This is a genomic window from Methyloceanibacter superfactus (assembly GCF_001723305.1).
Lineage (GTDB): Bacteria > Pseudomonadota > Alphaproteobacteria > Rhizobiales > Methyloligellaceae > Methyloceanibacter > Methyloceanibacter superfactus.
In genome coordinates, this window is the sequence record NZ_LPWF01000029.1 from 106247 (window position 1) to 120779 (window position 14533).

The 14533-nt window shown below is 65.5% G+C and carries 16 protein-coding genes; 7 read left to right on the forward strand and 9 right to left on the reverse strand.

The genetic code is table 11. The annotated features are described in order from the left end of the window. Window positions 1–139 precede the first annotated feature (139 nt). The 3 genes from AUC69_RS12050 to AUC69_RS12060 are packed head-to-tail and all read left to right on the forward strand — an operon-like array spanning window position 140 to window position 2600. Window positions 140–604 carry a RidA family protein gene (locus AUC69_RS12050; protein WP_069442364.1) on the forward strand — a complete coding sequence of 155 codons (465 nt, stop codon included), beginning with the start codon at window positions 140–142 and terminating at the stop codon, window positions 602–604. Between the two features lie 23 nt (window positions 605–627). After that, on the forward strand, window positions 628–1371 hold the full coding sequence (locus AUC69_RS12055) for a glycerophosphodiester phosphodiesterase family protein (RefSeq protein WP_069442365.1): 744 nt from the start codon (window positions 628–630) through the stop codon (window positions 1369–1371). Between the two features lie 2 nt (window positions 1372–1373). Further along, window positions 1374–2600, forward strand: a complete 1227-nt coding sequence (locus AUC69_RS12060) for a GNAT family N-acetyltransferase (RefSeq protein ID WP_083239392.1) — start codon at window positions 1374–1376, stop codon at window positions 2598–2600. A gap of 15 nt (window positions 2601–2615) precedes the next feature. Here the strand turns inward: AUC69_RS12060 and AUC69_RS12065 are convergent, their stop codons facing one another. Further along, window positions 2616–2819, reverse strand: a complete 204-nt coding sequence (locus AUC69_RS12065) for a dodecin family protein (protein WP_069442366.1) — start codon at window positions 2817–2819, stop codon at window positions 2616–2618. A 227-nt stretch (window positions 2820–3046) separates the two neighbouring features. Here AUC69_RS12065 and AUC69_RS12070 point away from each other — a divergent pair, with 227 nt between their 5' ends. After that, a complete protein-coding gene (locus tag AUC69_RS12070) occupies window positions 3047–3472 on the forward strand; it encodes an HIT family protein (RefSeq protein ID WP_069442407.1) in 426 nt (141 codons plus the stop codon). Here the strand turns inward: AUC69_RS12070 and clpA are convergent. The 3 genes from clpA to AUC69_RS12085 all read right to left on the reverse strand — a co-directional run bounded on the left by clpA (window position 3469) and on the right by AUC69_RS12085 (window position 6809). Beyond that, window positions 3469–5910 (reverse strand): ATP-dependent Clp protease ATP-binding subunit ClpA, encoded by a 2442-nt coding sequence (clpA, locus tag AUC69_RS12075; RefSeq protein WP_069442367.1) that lies wholly within the window; start codon window positions 5908–5910, stop codon window positions 3469–3471. The two genes, AUC69_RS12070 and clpA, sit on opposite strands and share 4 nt — an antisense overlap. Before the next feature lie 6 nt (window positions 5911–5916). Then, complete coding sequence (clpS, locus tag AUC69_RS12080; RefSeq protein ID WP_069442368.1) at window positions 5917–6246, reverse strand: ATP-dependent Clp protease adapter ClpS; 330 nt, start codon at window positions 6244–6246, stop codon at window positions 5917–5919. 230 nt (window positions 6247–6476) lie between these two features. Beyond that, on the reverse strand, window positions 6477–6809 hold the full coding sequence (locus tag AUC69_RS12085; protein ID WP_069442369.1) for a phasin family protein: 333 nt from the start codon (window positions 6807–6809) through the stop codon (window positions 6477–6479). A gap of 261 nt (window positions 6810–7070) precedes the next feature. On the opposite strand from AUC69_RS12085, the gene AUC69_RS16495 reads away from it, so the two are divergent. Together AUC69_RS16495 and AUC69_RS17110 are read left to right on the forward strand one after the other, a co-directional pair. Next, window positions 7071–7943 carry a D-alanyl-D-alanine carboxypeptidase family protein gene (locus AUC69_RS16495; protein WP_244500238.1) on the forward strand — a complete coding sequence of 291 codons (873 nt, stop codon included), beginning with the start codon at window positions 7071–7073 and terminating at the stop codon, window positions 7941–7943. Between the two features lie 285 nt (window positions 7944–8228). Next, on the forward strand, window positions 8229–8387 hold the full coding sequence (locus AUC69_RS17110; RefSeq protein ID WP_141700761.1) for an SPOR domain-containing protein: 159 nt from the start codon (window positions 8229–8231) through the stop codon (window positions 8385–8387). A 23-nt stretch (window positions 8388–8410) separates the two neighbouring features. Here AUC69_RS17110 and AUC69_RS16500 read toward each other — a convergent pair whose 3' ends face one another. From AUC69_RS16500 to putA, 4 genes are all read right to left on the reverse strand, one after another. Further along, a complete protein-coding gene (locus AUC69_RS16500; RefSeq protein WP_083239393.1) occupies window positions 8411–8581 on the reverse strand; it encodes a DnaJ domain-containing protein in 171 nt (56 codons plus the stop codon). Further along, window positions 8578–9120, reverse strand: a complete 543-nt coding sequence (locus AUC69_RS12095) for a hypothetical protein (protein ID WP_083239394.1) — start codon at window positions 9118–9120, stop codon at window positions 8578–8580. The genes AUC69_RS16500 and AUC69_RS12095 overlap by 4 nt, the downstream gene beginning before the upstream one ends. A 12-nt stretch (window positions 9121–9132) precedes the next feature. Next, on the reverse strand, window positions 9133–9876 hold the full coding sequence (locus AUC69_RS12100) for a vWA domain-containing protein (protein WP_069442370.1): 744 nt from the start codon (window positions 9874–9876) through the stop codon (window positions 9133–9135). A gap of 115 nt (window positions 9877–9991) precedes the next feature. Then, on the reverse strand, window positions 9992–13162 hold the full coding sequence (gene putA, locus AUC69_RS12105; RefSeq protein ID WP_244500239.1) for a bifunctional proline dehydrogenase/L-glutamate gamma-semialdehyde dehydrogenase PutA: 3171 nt from the start codon (window positions 13160–13162) through the stop codon (window positions 9992–9994). A gap of 69 nt (window positions 13163–13231) precedes the next feature. Between putA and panC the strand changes: the two genes are divergently transcribed. Beyond that, window positions 13232–14086 (forward strand): pantoate--beta-alanine ligase, encoded by an 855-nt coding sequence (gene panC, locus AUC69_RS12110; protein WP_069442371.1) that lies wholly within the window; start codon window positions 13232–13234, stop codon window positions 14084–14086. A 3-nt stretch (window positions 14087–14089) separates the two neighbouring features. Here the strand turns inward: panC and AUC69_RS12115 are convergent, their stop codons facing one another. Continuing rightward, entirely contained in the window at window positions 14090–14533 is a 444-nt protein-coding gene (locus AUC69_RS12115) for a DUF1489 family protein (protein ID WP_069442372.1), read from the reverse strand.

Sequence of the window (14533 nt, forward strand, 5' to 3'; positions counted from 1 at the left end):
GCCGTAGGTCACGGTGGAACCCTAGATTCTTGGCACCAACTCGCGCGCCCGACAAGAGCCTGATGAGCGGCAAGCTAAGGCTTGCGAGCCCGCCCGATTTGCTCAATGGTCGGGAGACCTTCGACCCGTGAGAGGAAGCATGGCAGGGCAGATAGAAGCAAGACTTAAGGCGCTCGACCTCGTTTTGCCCGAGGCCAAAGCCGCCATCGGCACCTATGTCCCCTTTGTCCATTTTGGCGGCCAGCTCCTCATTTCCGGGCAGTTGCCCATGAAAGACGGCGCCATCGCGGTTGCCGGCACCCTTGGCGACGGCGTCGATGTGGCGCAAGGCCAGGAGGCCGCCAAGCTCTGCGCCCTGAACATCCTCGCCCAGGCCAAGGCGGCGCTCGGCGATCTCGACCGCATCGTGCAGCTTCTCCGCCTCAACGGCTTCGTCAGCGCCACACCTGGTTTCGGCGATCATCCCAAGGTGATCAACGGCGCGTCCGATCTCATGGTGGAGATCCTGGGCGATAAGGGACGCCATACCCGCATCGCCGTCGGCTGCGCCAGCCTACCCTTGAACGCAGCCGTCGAGATCGATGCGGTTTTTGCCATAGACTAACTCCCCAACGGGGACCCCGCATTATGGCCGAGCTCTACTGGCTGAAACGGCCGATCGCCCATCGCGGTCTGCACCACGCCGCGAGCGGCGTCATCGAGAACAGCGCCGCCGCGGTCACGGCCGCTCTTGGGCACGGCTATGCCATCGAGGTCGACCTGCAATGCGCCGCCGGCCGCATGCCGGTCGTGTTTCACGACGCCACCCTCGACCGCCTCACCGGCGAGACCGGCGCGGTCGCCGACCGCGAGGTCGAGGCGCTGCGCGCCATCCCCTTACGCGGCACGACCAACCGCATTCTTTCGCTTCCCGACCTGCTGGCGCTGGTGGGCGGTTATGTGCCGCTCGTGCTCGAGGTGAAGAGCACCTGGACCCGTGACGGCGAGTTCGAGGCGAACATCGCCGGGCAGCTCGCATCTTATGACGGACCAATCGCCGTCATGTCGTTCGATCCTTATTCGGTGGCTGCCTTCCGGGAGGTGGCTCCCGCCCTGCCCCGCGGCCTGATCGGCTGCCGCTTCGCCGCCGCCGATCACTGGGCGGACCTCTCGCATCCCCAGCGCTTCGCCATGCGGCATCTCCTCACATCCGCCTTCGCACGGCCCCACTTCATCGCTTACGATATCGGTGCGCTGCCGGCGGTCGCGCCGCTCATTGCCAAGTACATGTTCGGGCTGCCGCTGCTGACCTGGACCGTACGGACCGAAGCCGATCGCGCGCGTGCGCTTCGTTATGCCGACGCCATGATTTTCGAAGGGATCGAGCCCTGAGCATGGGCGACGTGGAGAGAGACCCGGCAGACGCGCCGCAGCTGGACGCCGATGAAGGCGTGGTGGTGCGCGTCTCCCGCCGTATCGCCGACGTGCCCGCGAGCGACTGGGACGCTGCGCGCCGGCGGGTCGGGATCAAAACGTCAACACGCAAGCCTAACCCATTCGTTTCACACGCATTTCTGAAAGCCCTGGAGGAGAGCGGCTCGGCTACGCGCGAGACCGGCTGGCTGCCGCAGCATCTCCTCTACGAGGATCGCAGCGGCCGCTTGCAGGCCTGCATGCCCTGCTATCTGAAAAGCCACAGCCAAGGCGAGTATGTCTTCGATCATGGTTGGGCCGAGGCCTATATGCGCGCCGGCGGGCGCTACTACCCGAAGCTCCAGGCCTCGGTGCCGTTCACGCCGGTGACCGGGCCCAGACTGCTGGTGCGTGCCGGCGCAAGCCCCATCGAGCGTGACGCGGTCCTGCTCGAAGCTGGACGGACGCTGACCAAGGAGCTCGGCGTCTCCTCGCTTCACATCACCTTCATGACGCGTGCCGAGTGGGAGCTGGCCGGCCGGCTCGGCTATTTGCGCCGCACCGACCAACAGTTCCACTGGCTCAACGAAGGCTACGAGACCTTCGACGACTTTCTCGGCGCGCTCTCATCGCGCAAGCGCAAGACCATCCGCAAAGAGCGACGCGCGGCGCTCGATGACGATATCGAAATCGAATGGGTGACGGGGAGCGACCTCACCGAGGCGCACTGGGACGCGTTCTTCGCCTTCTACACGGATACCGGCCTCCGCAAATGGGGGACGCCCTACCTGACGCGCCAATGCTTCAGCCTGCTGGGGCAGAGCATGGCCGACGCGCTCCTGCTGGTGCTGGCCAAACGGGGCGGCCGTTACATCGCCGGCGCGCTGAACGTCATCGGCGCCGACACGCTCTACGGTCGCTATTGGGGCGCGGTCGAGACACACGACTTCCTGCATTTCGAGGTCTGCTACTACCAGGCCATCGACTATGCCATCCGGCACGGCCTCGCCCGCGTCGAGGCCGCGGCGCAAGGCGGCCACAAGCTCGCACGCGGCTACCTGCCGGCCGAGACCTACAGCGCCCATTACATCGCCGATCCCGGCCTGCGGCGCGCCGTCGCCGACTATCTGGCGCGCGAGCGGCTGGCCGTCAGCCACGAAGCGGCGCTCCTCACCGAGGAGTCGCCCTATCGCCGGGACAAAGCCTAAGGCGTCGCGAGGCGGCTAGCCGTCGAGAACGAACGAGATCTTGGCGTTGATGCGGTACTTCTTGATCTTGCCCTTCTCGACCTGGGCCTCGAAATTCTTGATGTAGATCGAACGCACATTGCGCACGCTGTCATTGGCTTTGTTCACCGCATATTGCGCGGCGTCTTCCCAGCTCTTGTCGGACTCGGCCAGAACTTCGATCACTTTGAGCATGGACATGGGTTGCGCTCCTCCTTGGATGCGGGGTCTAGGAAATTTCTTTGTTTTCCCTTCTCTTAGCTACCCTAGCGGTAGCCGCCTAGCATTGACAGGAATCAATGGGCGGAATGAGGCACACGGCGGCGACCGGCACGCATCCTCATTATCCGGTTGACCGCACGCGTCTAAGGAATCGAAATGATTCCGAAAAATGCGGGAAGCCGAACGGCGGGAAGCGGAGGAACACGATGGCGGCATACGATCCGGGCAACATCTTCGCCAAGATGCTGAAGGGCGAAATCCCCTGCCACAAGATCTACGAGGACGACGACACCCTCGCCTTCCTCGACATCATGCCGCGCACCGAAGGCCACGCGCTGGTCATCACCAAGGAGCCAGCGGCGGACCTGTTCGCGGTCTCGCCCAAAGGGCTCGCCAAGCTCATGGCTGTCGTGCAGAAGCTCTCACCGAAGATCAAGCAGGCGGTCGGTGCCGACGGCGTGCTCATCCAGCAGTTCAATGGAGCGGCGGCCGGACAGACCGTGTTCCACCTCCACGTCCACATCGTGCCGGTCAAGGAAGGAGTCGCCCTGAAGCCGCATGCGGGCGACATGGCCGATCCAGCCGAGTTAGCCATGACGGCGGAGAATATCCGGAAGGTGCTGAGCGCCTAGTCCTCGCCGAGAGGGACTTTCGGCACGGCGCTCGGGCTGGGCTTGGAGCCGCCGCGCGGCTTGCGGGTCTTCTTGGCGCGCGGCTTCGCCGCCTTAGCCGAGGTCTCGGTCCCCTCGGACTCGTCGTCCTCCGGATCGCGCGGCTTGATCGGCGCGTCGGCCTTGATGTACTCGAAGCCAAGCCCCTTCTCGCCGTCCTTCTCCTCGACCACCACGCGCACGGTGCCGCCATCCTTCAGCGCGCCGAACAGGATCTCCTCGGCCAGCGGCTTCTTGATGTGCTCCTGGATCACGCGGGCGAGCGGACGGGCGCCGAACTTGTCGTCGTAGCCCTTCTCGGCCAGCCATTCATTTGGCTCCGGCGTCAGCTCGATGGTGATGTTGCGGTCGCTGAGCTGGGCCTCCAGCTGGAATACGAACTTCTCCACCACCTGCGAGATGACTGCCGGCGGCAGCGCGCCGAACGGGATGATCGCGTCGAGCCGGTTGCGGAACTCCGGCGAGAACAGGCGGTTTATCGCCTCCTCGTCGTCGCCCTCGCGCTTGGACCGGTTGAAGCCGATGGCGGCCTTCGCCATGTCGGAAGCGCCGGCATTCGTGGTCATGATCAGGATCACGTTCTGGAAGTCGACATGCTTGCCGTTGTGGTCGGTGAGCTTGCCGTGATCCATCACCTGCAACAGGATGTTGAACAGGTCCGGATGCGCCTTCTCGATCTCGTCCAGCAGCAGCACGCAATGCGGGTGCTGGTCGACGCCGTCGGTCAGCAGGCCGCCCTGGTCGAAGCCCACATAGCCGGGAGGCGCACCGATCAGGCGCGACACGGTATGGCGCTCCATGTACTCGCTCATGTCGAAGCGCAGCAGCTCGACGCCGAGCAGCGTCGCGAGCTGGCGGGCGACCTCAGTCTTACCCACGCCCGTGGGGCCTGAGAACATGTAGTTGCCGATCGGCTTGCCCGGCTCGCGAAGGCCCGCACGCGACAGCTTGATCGCCGCGCCCAGCGCCTCAATGGCCTTGTCCTGGCCGAACACCACGCGCTTCAGATCCTCATCGATGCCGCGCAGCACCTCGGCGTCGGTCTTGGAGATCGTCTTGGGCGGAATCCGCGCCATGGTGGCGATGGTCGACTCCACCTCCTTGACGCCGATGGTCTTGCGCCGCTGACGCTCAGGGACGAGCATCTGCGAGGCGCCGCTCTCGTCGATGACGTCGATCGCCTTATCCGGCAGCTTGCGGTCGTGGATGTATTTCGCCGACAGCTCCACCGCGGATTTGATCGCCTGGTTCGTATAGCGGACGCGGTGGAAGTCCTCGAAATAGGGCTTCAGCCCCTTCAGAATCTCGATGGCGTCCGGCACCGACGGCTCGTTGACGTCGATCTTCTGGAAGCGCCGGACGAGCGCCCGGTCCTTCTCGAAATGCTGGCGGTATTCCTTGTAGGTCGTCGAGCCGATGCAGCGCAGCGTGCCCGACTGAAGCGCCGGCTTCAGGAGGTTGGATGCATCCCATGCGCCGCCGGAGGTGGCCCCAGCCCCGATCACCGTGTGGATCTCGTCGATGAACATGATGGCGCCGGGATAGTTCTCGATCTCGCGCATCACCGCCTTCAGCCGCTCCTCGAAATCGCCGCGATAGCGGGTGCCGGCGAGCAACGCGCCCATGTCGAGCTGGAAGATGGTGGCGTCCATCAGGACCTCCGGCACATCGCCCATGACGATGCGCCGCGCCAAGCCCTCGGCGATGGCCGTCTTGCCCACGCCGGGATCGCCCACGAAGAGCGGGTTGTTCTTCTGCCGGCGGCACAGCACCTGGATGGTGCGCTGGATCTCGGGCCCGCGCCCGATCAGCGGGTCGATGCGGCCCGACCGCGCCTTCTGATTCAGGTTGATGCAATAGACCTCGAGCGCATCGGCGCCGCGCTTCTTCTCATCCCCGCCTTCGACCGTGGCCGCGTCGTCGTCGACGCCCCGCACGGTGCGCGGCTCCGACGCCCCGCCCCGCTTGGCGATGCCGTGGCTAATATAGTTGACCGCGTCGAAGCGGGTCATGTGCTGCTCTTGCAGGAAGAACGCGGCATGGCTCTCCCGCTCGGCGAAGATGGCGACGAGCACGTTGGCTCCCGTCACCTCCTCGCGGCCGGAGGACTGCACATGCGCCACGGCGCGGTGGATCACCCGCTGGAAGCCCGCCGTCGGCTGGGCATCGCCGTGGGTGTCGAGCACCAGGCCCGAAAGCTCGTTGTCGAGATAGCCGGTCAGCTTGTCACGCAGCAGGTCGAGGTCGACGTCGCAGGCACGCATGACCGCGGCGGCGTCGCGGTCGTCCACCAACGACAGCAGCAGATGCTCCAGGGTGGCGTATTCGTGGCTGCGCTCGTTTGCATACTGCAGAGCGCGCCTCAAAGCCTGCTCAAGACTGGTCGAAAACGAAGCCACTGATTCCTACTCTTTCTCCATCGTACACTGCAGCGGGTGCTCGTGTTGACGGGCGAAACTCGTCACCTGCGCTACCTTAGTCTCGGCCACCTCGTAAGTGTAGACCCCGCAGATACCCACGCCCTTTTGATGCACGTGGAGCATGATCCGGGTCGCCTCCTCCGGAGGCTTGTTGAAAAACCGCTCAAGCACATACACGACGAAATCCATCGGCGTGTAGTCGTCGTTGAGGAGCATCACCTTGTAGAGGCTTGGCCGTTTGGTCTTCGGCCGCGTCTTGGTGACGATATGGGTGCCGGTGTCGTCGTCCCGGCGATTGTCGCCGTTTCGCGCCATCGTCAGCCTCTATGTGGCGTCGCGTGTGCCATCTGCCAAGGGAGCGCTATTCGCTCGTTCAAAGAAAACCCATGCTGGATGCATCTTAACGTCATCGGACGAGTCCCGGCAAACTGACCGGTTGCCTCAGGCTAGCATAGAGGGAGTTGCCGACAGGAAAACGGCAAAAAAAAAGACCCGGGGCGCGAACCCCGGGTCTTTTCATTTGGGAAAAGGTGGAGCGCGATTCGCTACGCAGCCTTCTTGGTCATGGCAGCCTCGACCGGCTTGTAGGCATCCTTGGCCAGGCCGACATACATCTCGCCGATCTTGGACATCTCGGCCATGTAGGTGTCATAGGCCTTCTTGGCGAACTGAGACTGAATCTCGATAGCCTGCTCGACAGACTTGGCGCCGACGAGCTGCTCGAAAGCGCGAGTGGAGTCCTCGAACGCCTTCTTGGAATAGTCGGTCATCTCAGCGGCAATGGCCTGGAAACCCTTGTTCATCTCACCGAATGAACGGACATAGGCATCGAAACCGTCTTTGCCTACTTTCTGGAACTCTTCAAAACCTTTGAGCATGGGGCCCTCTTCTGGGATAGAGAATTGCTGCGAACGCGAAAGCATATATATGCAATGCACAAAAAACGTCAATGGCAAATTTTTGCACTGCACAAAACCTTCGCTTAACGCTTTGGCAATAGCCAGATTTTAGCCTGCTCCATTCACCACCCTGGCTCCCCGCGGACGGCGCGGTCGGCGCGGGCCAGAAGGTCGGGCGCGCATAGGAAATGCGCGGGGGAAGGTCGTCAAACGGGGGGAGGCTCACGCCTTCGAGTGTTCGTGGAAGTCCTTAGAGTTCGAGTATGGGCGCCGTTGCGCCGGTTCGTCTGCCTTAAGCTTGTGCTGTTGCTCAGCCTTGGAGCGGTGCTCACGCCTATAAACCAGGCCGCCGCCGCGAGCGCCGTCAAGGCAGCCATCATCGTCGACATGAACTCCGGCAGCGTCCTCTACACACAGGCGCCCGATGCCCTCCGCTCGCCGGCATCGCTCACCAAGATCATGACGCTTTACATCCTGTTCGCCTATTTGCGCGCCGGGAAGGTCACTTACGACACCGACCTTAAGGTCTCCGCCCACGCGGCGAGCCAGTCGCCCACCAAGCTCGGCCTGAAGCCCGGCTCGACCATCAAGGTCGTTGACGCCATCAAGGCCCTGGTGACCAAGTCGGCCAACGACGCCGCCGCCACCATCGCCGAAAATCTCGGGGGCACCGAGGAGAACTTCGCCCGGATGATGACCCAGACGGCGCGCAACCTCGGCATGAAGAACACCACCTTCCGCAATGCGTCGGGCCTGCCCAACGACGAGCAGCTGACCACGGCGCGGGACATGGCCATTCTCGCCACCCACGTGATGAAGGATTATCCGGAATATTACGGGCACTTCGAAACCCGCTACTTCACCTACAAGGGCCGCAAGTACCGCAACCACAATCGGCTGTTGTTCGGCTACAAGGGCACCGACGGCATCAAGACCGGCTACACGCGGGCCAGCGGCTTCAACCTGACCGCCTCGGTGAAGCGCGGCGACAAACATCTGGTCGGCGTGGTCCTCGGCGGCCGCACTGGCGCTCAACGCGATGCCGCCATGCGCGCGCTCTTCGACCAGCACTGGGCCAAGGCTCGAGCGGGAAGTCCTCGGCAAGCTCGCTGATCGCCTCCCTCATGGGCTCGTCTTCCCCGCCGCCGCCCTCCAGGAAACCCGCTTTCGCCCTCGCCGCTGCGACCCCGTCCATGCTTCTCGGCGGGCCACAGGAAGAAGGCGACGCCAGCGGTCCGGGAGACAGCGTCCCGGCGAGCCTGTCGCCCAACCGCCCGGCGCCCCGCAACGCCGCCAGATCCACGCAGCCGATGGGACAGTTCCATGTCCAGGTCGCGCCTACACCTCGCTATCCGATGCCCAGAACCGCCTCGGCATGGTTCGCCAACGGGCGCCTCGGTGCTCGACGGGCACATTCCCTTCGTCGCCACCTTCACCAAGGGCAGCACGGAATGGTATCGCGCGCGCTTCGCCGGCTTCTCCAAGTCCGATTCACAGTCGGCCTGCGCGGCCCTGAAGCGCATGTCGCTCGACTGCATCGCCATGGCGGCCGAATAGACCGTCACATGCCCCGGGCCGGTCTAGCCGCCCAGCAGCACTTCCTTGGCTTCGTTGATCCGCGCCGCGAGATAGGTGGAGCCGCCCTGGTCGGGATGCATCTTCATCATCAGCCGCCGGTGGGCTTGTCTGATGTCCTCATCGGACGCCTCGGGTCCGACCTCGAGCACGGCCCGGGCCTCTTCCGCGGTCATGCCGCCCTTGGCCCGCGCGCGGCCACGTCTCGCCCTGGCGGCGCCGTCCTCGTCCTCAGCTCTGTCGCGCCATCCGGCCAAGCGCCAGTCGAGATAAGCTCCATGAGCGCGGCCTCTTTCAGCCCGTCCATCTCGAACTCCTGGTAGAGCTCGACCGCCTCCCGATCGCTGAGGGATGACAGGGTGCGGCCGGCGAACCGTCCCACCAGGCACCTGCCGTCCATTTGGCCGGTGTCGTGATCGAGCTGCATTTCGAGCCGCTCGGTACCCACTTGCGACGTCTGCCCCGGCGACTTCTGTGACGACCCGAGAATGCCGCCGAGACCGCGCCCGCCGACGAGCGCCAGGCCGAAGGCGGCCAGGGGAATGGCCAGGGGCAGTGCGCCGCGGATGACCAGGAAGCCCGCTGCCGCCAACGCGGCGACGCCGCCGCCTTTCCGCAAGACCACGGCGAGCTTTCGCGCATCGAGGCTCGTCACGAGCCGTGCGCCGAGGACGATCAGCACGAGGAGTGCGCAGCCGGCGAGGAAATAGACCATGTCAGCCGCCCATCAGCCGAGCTGCTCGAGCAGGCGCACCGCCGCGCCGCTTCGCGTCTCGTCGCTGAGATGTTGCAGAGCCTTGCGGCCGCCGCTGGCATAGACGGCCACCGCGGTCAGCAACTCGCGCAGCTGGGCCGAGGAGCCCGCATCGAACCGGCAATAAGCGCCGCGCGACAGCCGCGCGATCTCCTTGAAGGCACGGGCGGCGCGGGAATCGTGGCCTTCCTGGAACAGGAACACCGGCACGCCGACGAGCCCGAGCTCGCCCGCGAGTTGACTGAGATCGTCGATATTCTCCTCCATGCAATCGCCCACATAGACGAGCGCGTTCACTTTCGTCTTCTGGGTCTCGCTGCGTGCATGGGTCAGAACCTTGCGGATCTGCGTGTGGCCGCCTTCGCAATGAACCTGGCGCATCAGGCGCGCGAGCGCGTCCGGATCGCCGACCCAGCGGCTGGTCTGACATTCGTTGAAGCCACGGAAATAGACGAGTTGCACGTCGAGGCCACCCACCTCTTTCACTGCGCGAAACATCTCGCTCTGGAGCGTCAACGCGAGATCCCAGGAGGGCTGACGGCTCATGGTGGCGTCCATCGCGAAGATCAGCCGCCCGCGCCCGGAAGCCGCCGGCTGAAGCGTACGCACCTGCTTCAGGAACGCATCGACTTCCGCGCTGGAGGCCGGCTTGCGGGCCATCTCGCCGCTCGCCGTCTTCGCTGGAGCCTTTCGCTCCGCTGATTTGGGCTCGGACATCTTTAAGCTCTACCGGAACCGGTCTCCGTCATGCCGCTCAAACTCCACGGCAAATCTAGTCTCCCCCTATAGATGGACCCTTAACCGGCCCCCGACAATGCCACCCTGTTCGCCGCTACTCGTCGCCGCCGGCCGCGAGCAGGCTCGCATTGCCGCCCGATGCCGTGAGGTCCGTCGTGCGCACGCGCTCCACGGCAAAGGCTTCCGTATAGCGGGGGGCGCCGGCCTTGGGCCCGGTGCCCGACAGCCCCTCGCCGCCGAAGGGCTGCACGCCCACCACGGCGCCGATTTGGTTCCGGTTGACGTAGAAATTGCCGACCTTGACCCGCGCCGCCACGAAGTCGGCCGTCGCCTTGATCCGGCTGTGCAGACCGAGGGTCAGGCCGTAGCCCATCCGGTTGATGGCTTCGCAGACATCGCCCAGCCGCTCCCCGTCGAAGCGGACCACATGCAGGATTGGCCCGAACACTTCTTTCTCCAGCACGGCGATGTCGGGGATCTCATAGATGGCGGGGGTCACGAAGCTGCCGGCGGCATGGCGTTCGCTCAAGGGCAAGTCGAGCAGCTCACGGTGCTGCCCCCGCATCTTGGCCTTATGGGCTTCCAGCATCGTCTTGGCCTCCGCATCGATCACGGGGCCGATATCGATCGCGTAGTCGAACGGATCGCCGACGCTGAGCTCCCGCGCCGCGCCGATCAGCATCTCCAGCGTACCGTCGGCGATGTCCTCTTGCAGGAACAGCACGCGGAGCGCCGAGCAGCGCTGCCCGGCGCTGTCGAAGGCGGAGGCGAGCGCATCGTCAACCACCTGCTCGGGCAGAGCCGAGGAGTCCACGATCATGGCGTTTGAGCCGCCGGTCTCGGCGATCAGCTTGGCGATCGGCCCGTCGCGGGCGGCGAGCGCCCGGTTGATGGCAAGGCCGGTGTCGGTGCCGCCGGTGAAGACGACGCCGTCCGCGCGGATCGGCGACCAACGCGGCGCCGGTGACCGCGCCGCGTCCGGGCAAGAGATGCAGCAGGTCACCCGGAATGCCGCCCGATGCAGCAGCCGCACCGCATGGGCAGCCGTCAGCGGTGTCTGCTCGGCCGGCTTCGCCACCACCGCATTGCCGGCGGCCAGCGCACCGGCAATCTGGCCGGTGAAGATGGCGAGCGGGAAGTTCCACGGCGAGATGGCCGCGAACACGCCGCGCCCGTGCAAAGCAATCTCGTTTCGCTCGCCGGTGGGGCCAACGAGCACCCGTGGCATCTCAAACTTGGCACGGGCTTCCGCCGCGTAGTAGCGAAGGAAGTCCACCGCCTCTCTGAGTTCGGCTTGCGCGCTGACGAGCGTCTTGCCCGCCTCCCGCACCATGAGCGCCATCAACCGCGCGCGATCCGCCTCGAACAAATCCGCAGCCCGCTCGAGCGCCTCCGCCCGCTTCACGCCGCCTGTCCGGTCCCAAGCCTCGCACGCCGCTTTCGCCGCCGTGAGCGCCGCGTCCATGGTCTCGGGATCGGCATTCCGGTAGGTGCCGGCGACGATCCGGTTGTCCTGGGGCGATCCGATCTCGACCACCTCGCCCCCCGTCTCGATCTCCTGTCCTGAAACGATGGGGTTCGCCGTGGCCGGCGCCTTCAGCGCCTCGCCCATGACCCCGAGCAAGGGCGCGCGGATCGACGGCTCCCATAAGGCAAGGCCGAGACTGTTCTTGCGGGCCGGGGCGAAGAGCTTCGGCGGCGGCGGGATCGACGGGTTGGCCTTCTCGCGGAGAGCCGCCGCCTTCTCGACTGGGTCGGCGACGATGGCGGTGATAGGGGCTTCGTCGTCCGCCAAGCGATTGACGAAGGAGGTGTTGGCGCCGTTTTCCAGGAGTCGCCGCACGAGGTAAGCGAGCAGATCCCGATGGCCACCGACCGGCGCATATATACGGCACGGCTTTCCCAGCCCTTCCGGATGCACCACCTCGCGATGCAGCGCCTGCCCCATGCCGTAGAGCCGCTGGAACTCATACGGACGGTTCCCGGCAAGCTCGGCCACGGCCGCGATCGTGTGGGCATTATGGGTGGCGAATTGCGGATAGAAGCAGTCGGGCCGCGCCAGCAGCGCTTTCGCCGCCGCCAAATAGCCCCGTCGTGTCACCTTGCGCGTGAACACCGGATAGTCCGCGAGACCCGCTTCTTGCGCCCATTTTATCTCGCTGTCCCAATAGGCGCCCTTGACCAGACGGACCGGGATGCGGCGCCCCGTCGCCTCCGCCACGTCCGCGAGCCAATCGATCAGCGGCAGTGCCCGCTTCGAATAGGCCTGAACCGCGAGCCCGAGCCCGTTCCAGCCGGCAAGCGCGGGATCGGTGAACAGGGGTTCGAGCATGGCGAGCGACAGGTCGAGCCGCTCCGCCTCCTCCGCGTCGATGGTGAGCGGCAGCCAGGCCGCGCGCATGGCGCCGGCAAGCTCGGTGAGACGCGGCACCAGTTCCGCCTGCAACCGCGCTTCCTGCGACGGGTGATAGCGTGGGTGGAGCGCCGAGAGCTTCACCGATAGGCCGGGCCTTTGGTGCAGCACGTCGTCGGTCCGGTCCGGAGGATCGCCGGCCCAATCCGCAATGGCCGTCACCGCCGCATCGTAGCGTGCCGTATAGCGCCGGGCGTCGTCCTCGGTGCGCGCCGCCTCGCCCAGCATGTCGAATGAAAAGCGATAGCCCTCCCCGGCGTCGTCCTCGGCATTCTCGAGCGCCGCCTCGATGGTCTCTCCCAGCACGAACTGGTTGCCGAGGATGCGCATGGCCTGCCGCAACGCCTGGCGGATCACCGGCTCGCCGCTCCTCCCGATCAGCCGTTGCACCAGACTTGCAAGGTCGTTGCCTTTGCCCTCGCCCCAGTCGACCACATGCCCCGTGAGCATCAGGCCCCAGGTCGAGGCGTTGACCATCACGGACTCGGACTGGCCGAGATGACGCGCCCAATCGCCTGAGCCGATGGTGCCCGCGATCAGCCGATCGGCCGTGGCGGCGTCGGGAATGCGCAGCAGCGCCTCGGCGAGACAGAGCAACAGCACGCCCTCCTCGCTCGACAGCCCATACTCGTGGAGAAAGGAGTCGACGCCGCCGGACTCATGCCGGCCGGCCCGCGCCGCCTCGACGAGCCGCGTTGCGACCGCCGCGATACGGCCCCGCTCGGCGCCGCTGAACCGCGCGCGCGCAATCAGCGCCTCGACCAGCCTGCCTTCGTCCGCCAGCAAGGCTTCGCCGATGGCTTGCGTTGGCAATTGGGTCATGGCGGCGATGTCGGCCTCGGGCTCGCCCATGCGTCCAATTTAGACCTTCCAGCCCCGTCCTACGAGACGCTATGGTCGCTGCCCGCTGGAGACCCGCCGATGGCACGAAGCATCGACACTGTTAGAACCGTCCATGACTTGCGCACGCGCGTCGCCGCTTGGCGCGAGGCCGGCGAGACGGTCGCGCTCGTGCCGACCATGGGCGCCATCCACGCCGGGCATCTCTCCTTGGTGACGCTCGCCAACAGCCTCGCCGACCGGGTTGTAACCTCGCTGTTCGTCAATCCGCTGCAATTCGGCCCGCGCGAGGATTTCCACGCCTATCCGCGCGACGAGGCTCGCGATGCGGCGGCACTGTCTGACGCGGGCAGCGATCTCCTCTACGCGCCGGATGCCGGCGAGATGTATCCGCCGGGCTTCTCCACCAAGGTGAGCGTCAGCGATCTCACGGAGGATTTGTGCGGCGCGTCCCGGCCCAACCATTTCGATGGCGTCGCCACCGTGGTGACCAAGCTGCTCCTGCAATGCGCCCCGGATAAAGCCATTTTCGGTGAGAAGGACTATCAGCAGCTTCTGGTTATCAAGCGCTTCGTCCGCGACCTGAATATTCCGGTGGAGATCGTCGGCGGCGCCATCGTCCGCGAGGCGGACGGGCTCGCGCTCTCCTCGCGCAACGCCTATCTCTCGCCGGCGGAGCGCACGATAGCGCCCGTGCTGCATCAGACCATTTGCCAAGTCGCCGACGATCTTGCCAAAGGGCGCGGCGCCGACGATGCGTCCGAGGCAGCCCGCTTCAAGCTCGAGTCGGAAGGCTTCCGTGTGGACTACGTGGCGGTCCGCGACCCCGAGACGCTGAAGCCGCTGCACGGCCCGGTGACGGCGGCGCGGGTGCTGGCCGCTGTCCATCTCGGCAAGACCCGTCTCATCGACAACGTGCCCGTTCCGGCGCGCTAACCCTCACCCATCGATCAGCCGAAGCTCGCGCAACGCTTCACGCATGCCGGGCGGCATGTCGCGATCGGCCTGCTCGAGCGTGCGCATGTCGGGCGGCGCGTCGGCCGCCTCCAAATAGCGCCAGCCCTGAAAGGCACGGCGCGGATGCGGCCGCGTCCCGACAAGCTTGGGATCGAGCACGATGCCGCAACACGCCCGGCCGTCGTCCTTGGTGTCGGCCCGGAGCGCGACAATACGCTGACGCACGATCACGAAGCCCTTCACGACCCAATAGAGCGAGCCGCCGTCGAGGACGTCCTCGCGCCGCCGGGGTGCTTGCAAGGTGCGGTGGCAGAGTTCCGGCGTCTTGCCTTCGCGCGACAGCCGCCGCAACCGCTCAGCCTGCCAGTCGCGCAAATCCTGGACCGTCTCGACCCCGACACAGAGCTTGACGAGATGCACGGTCAT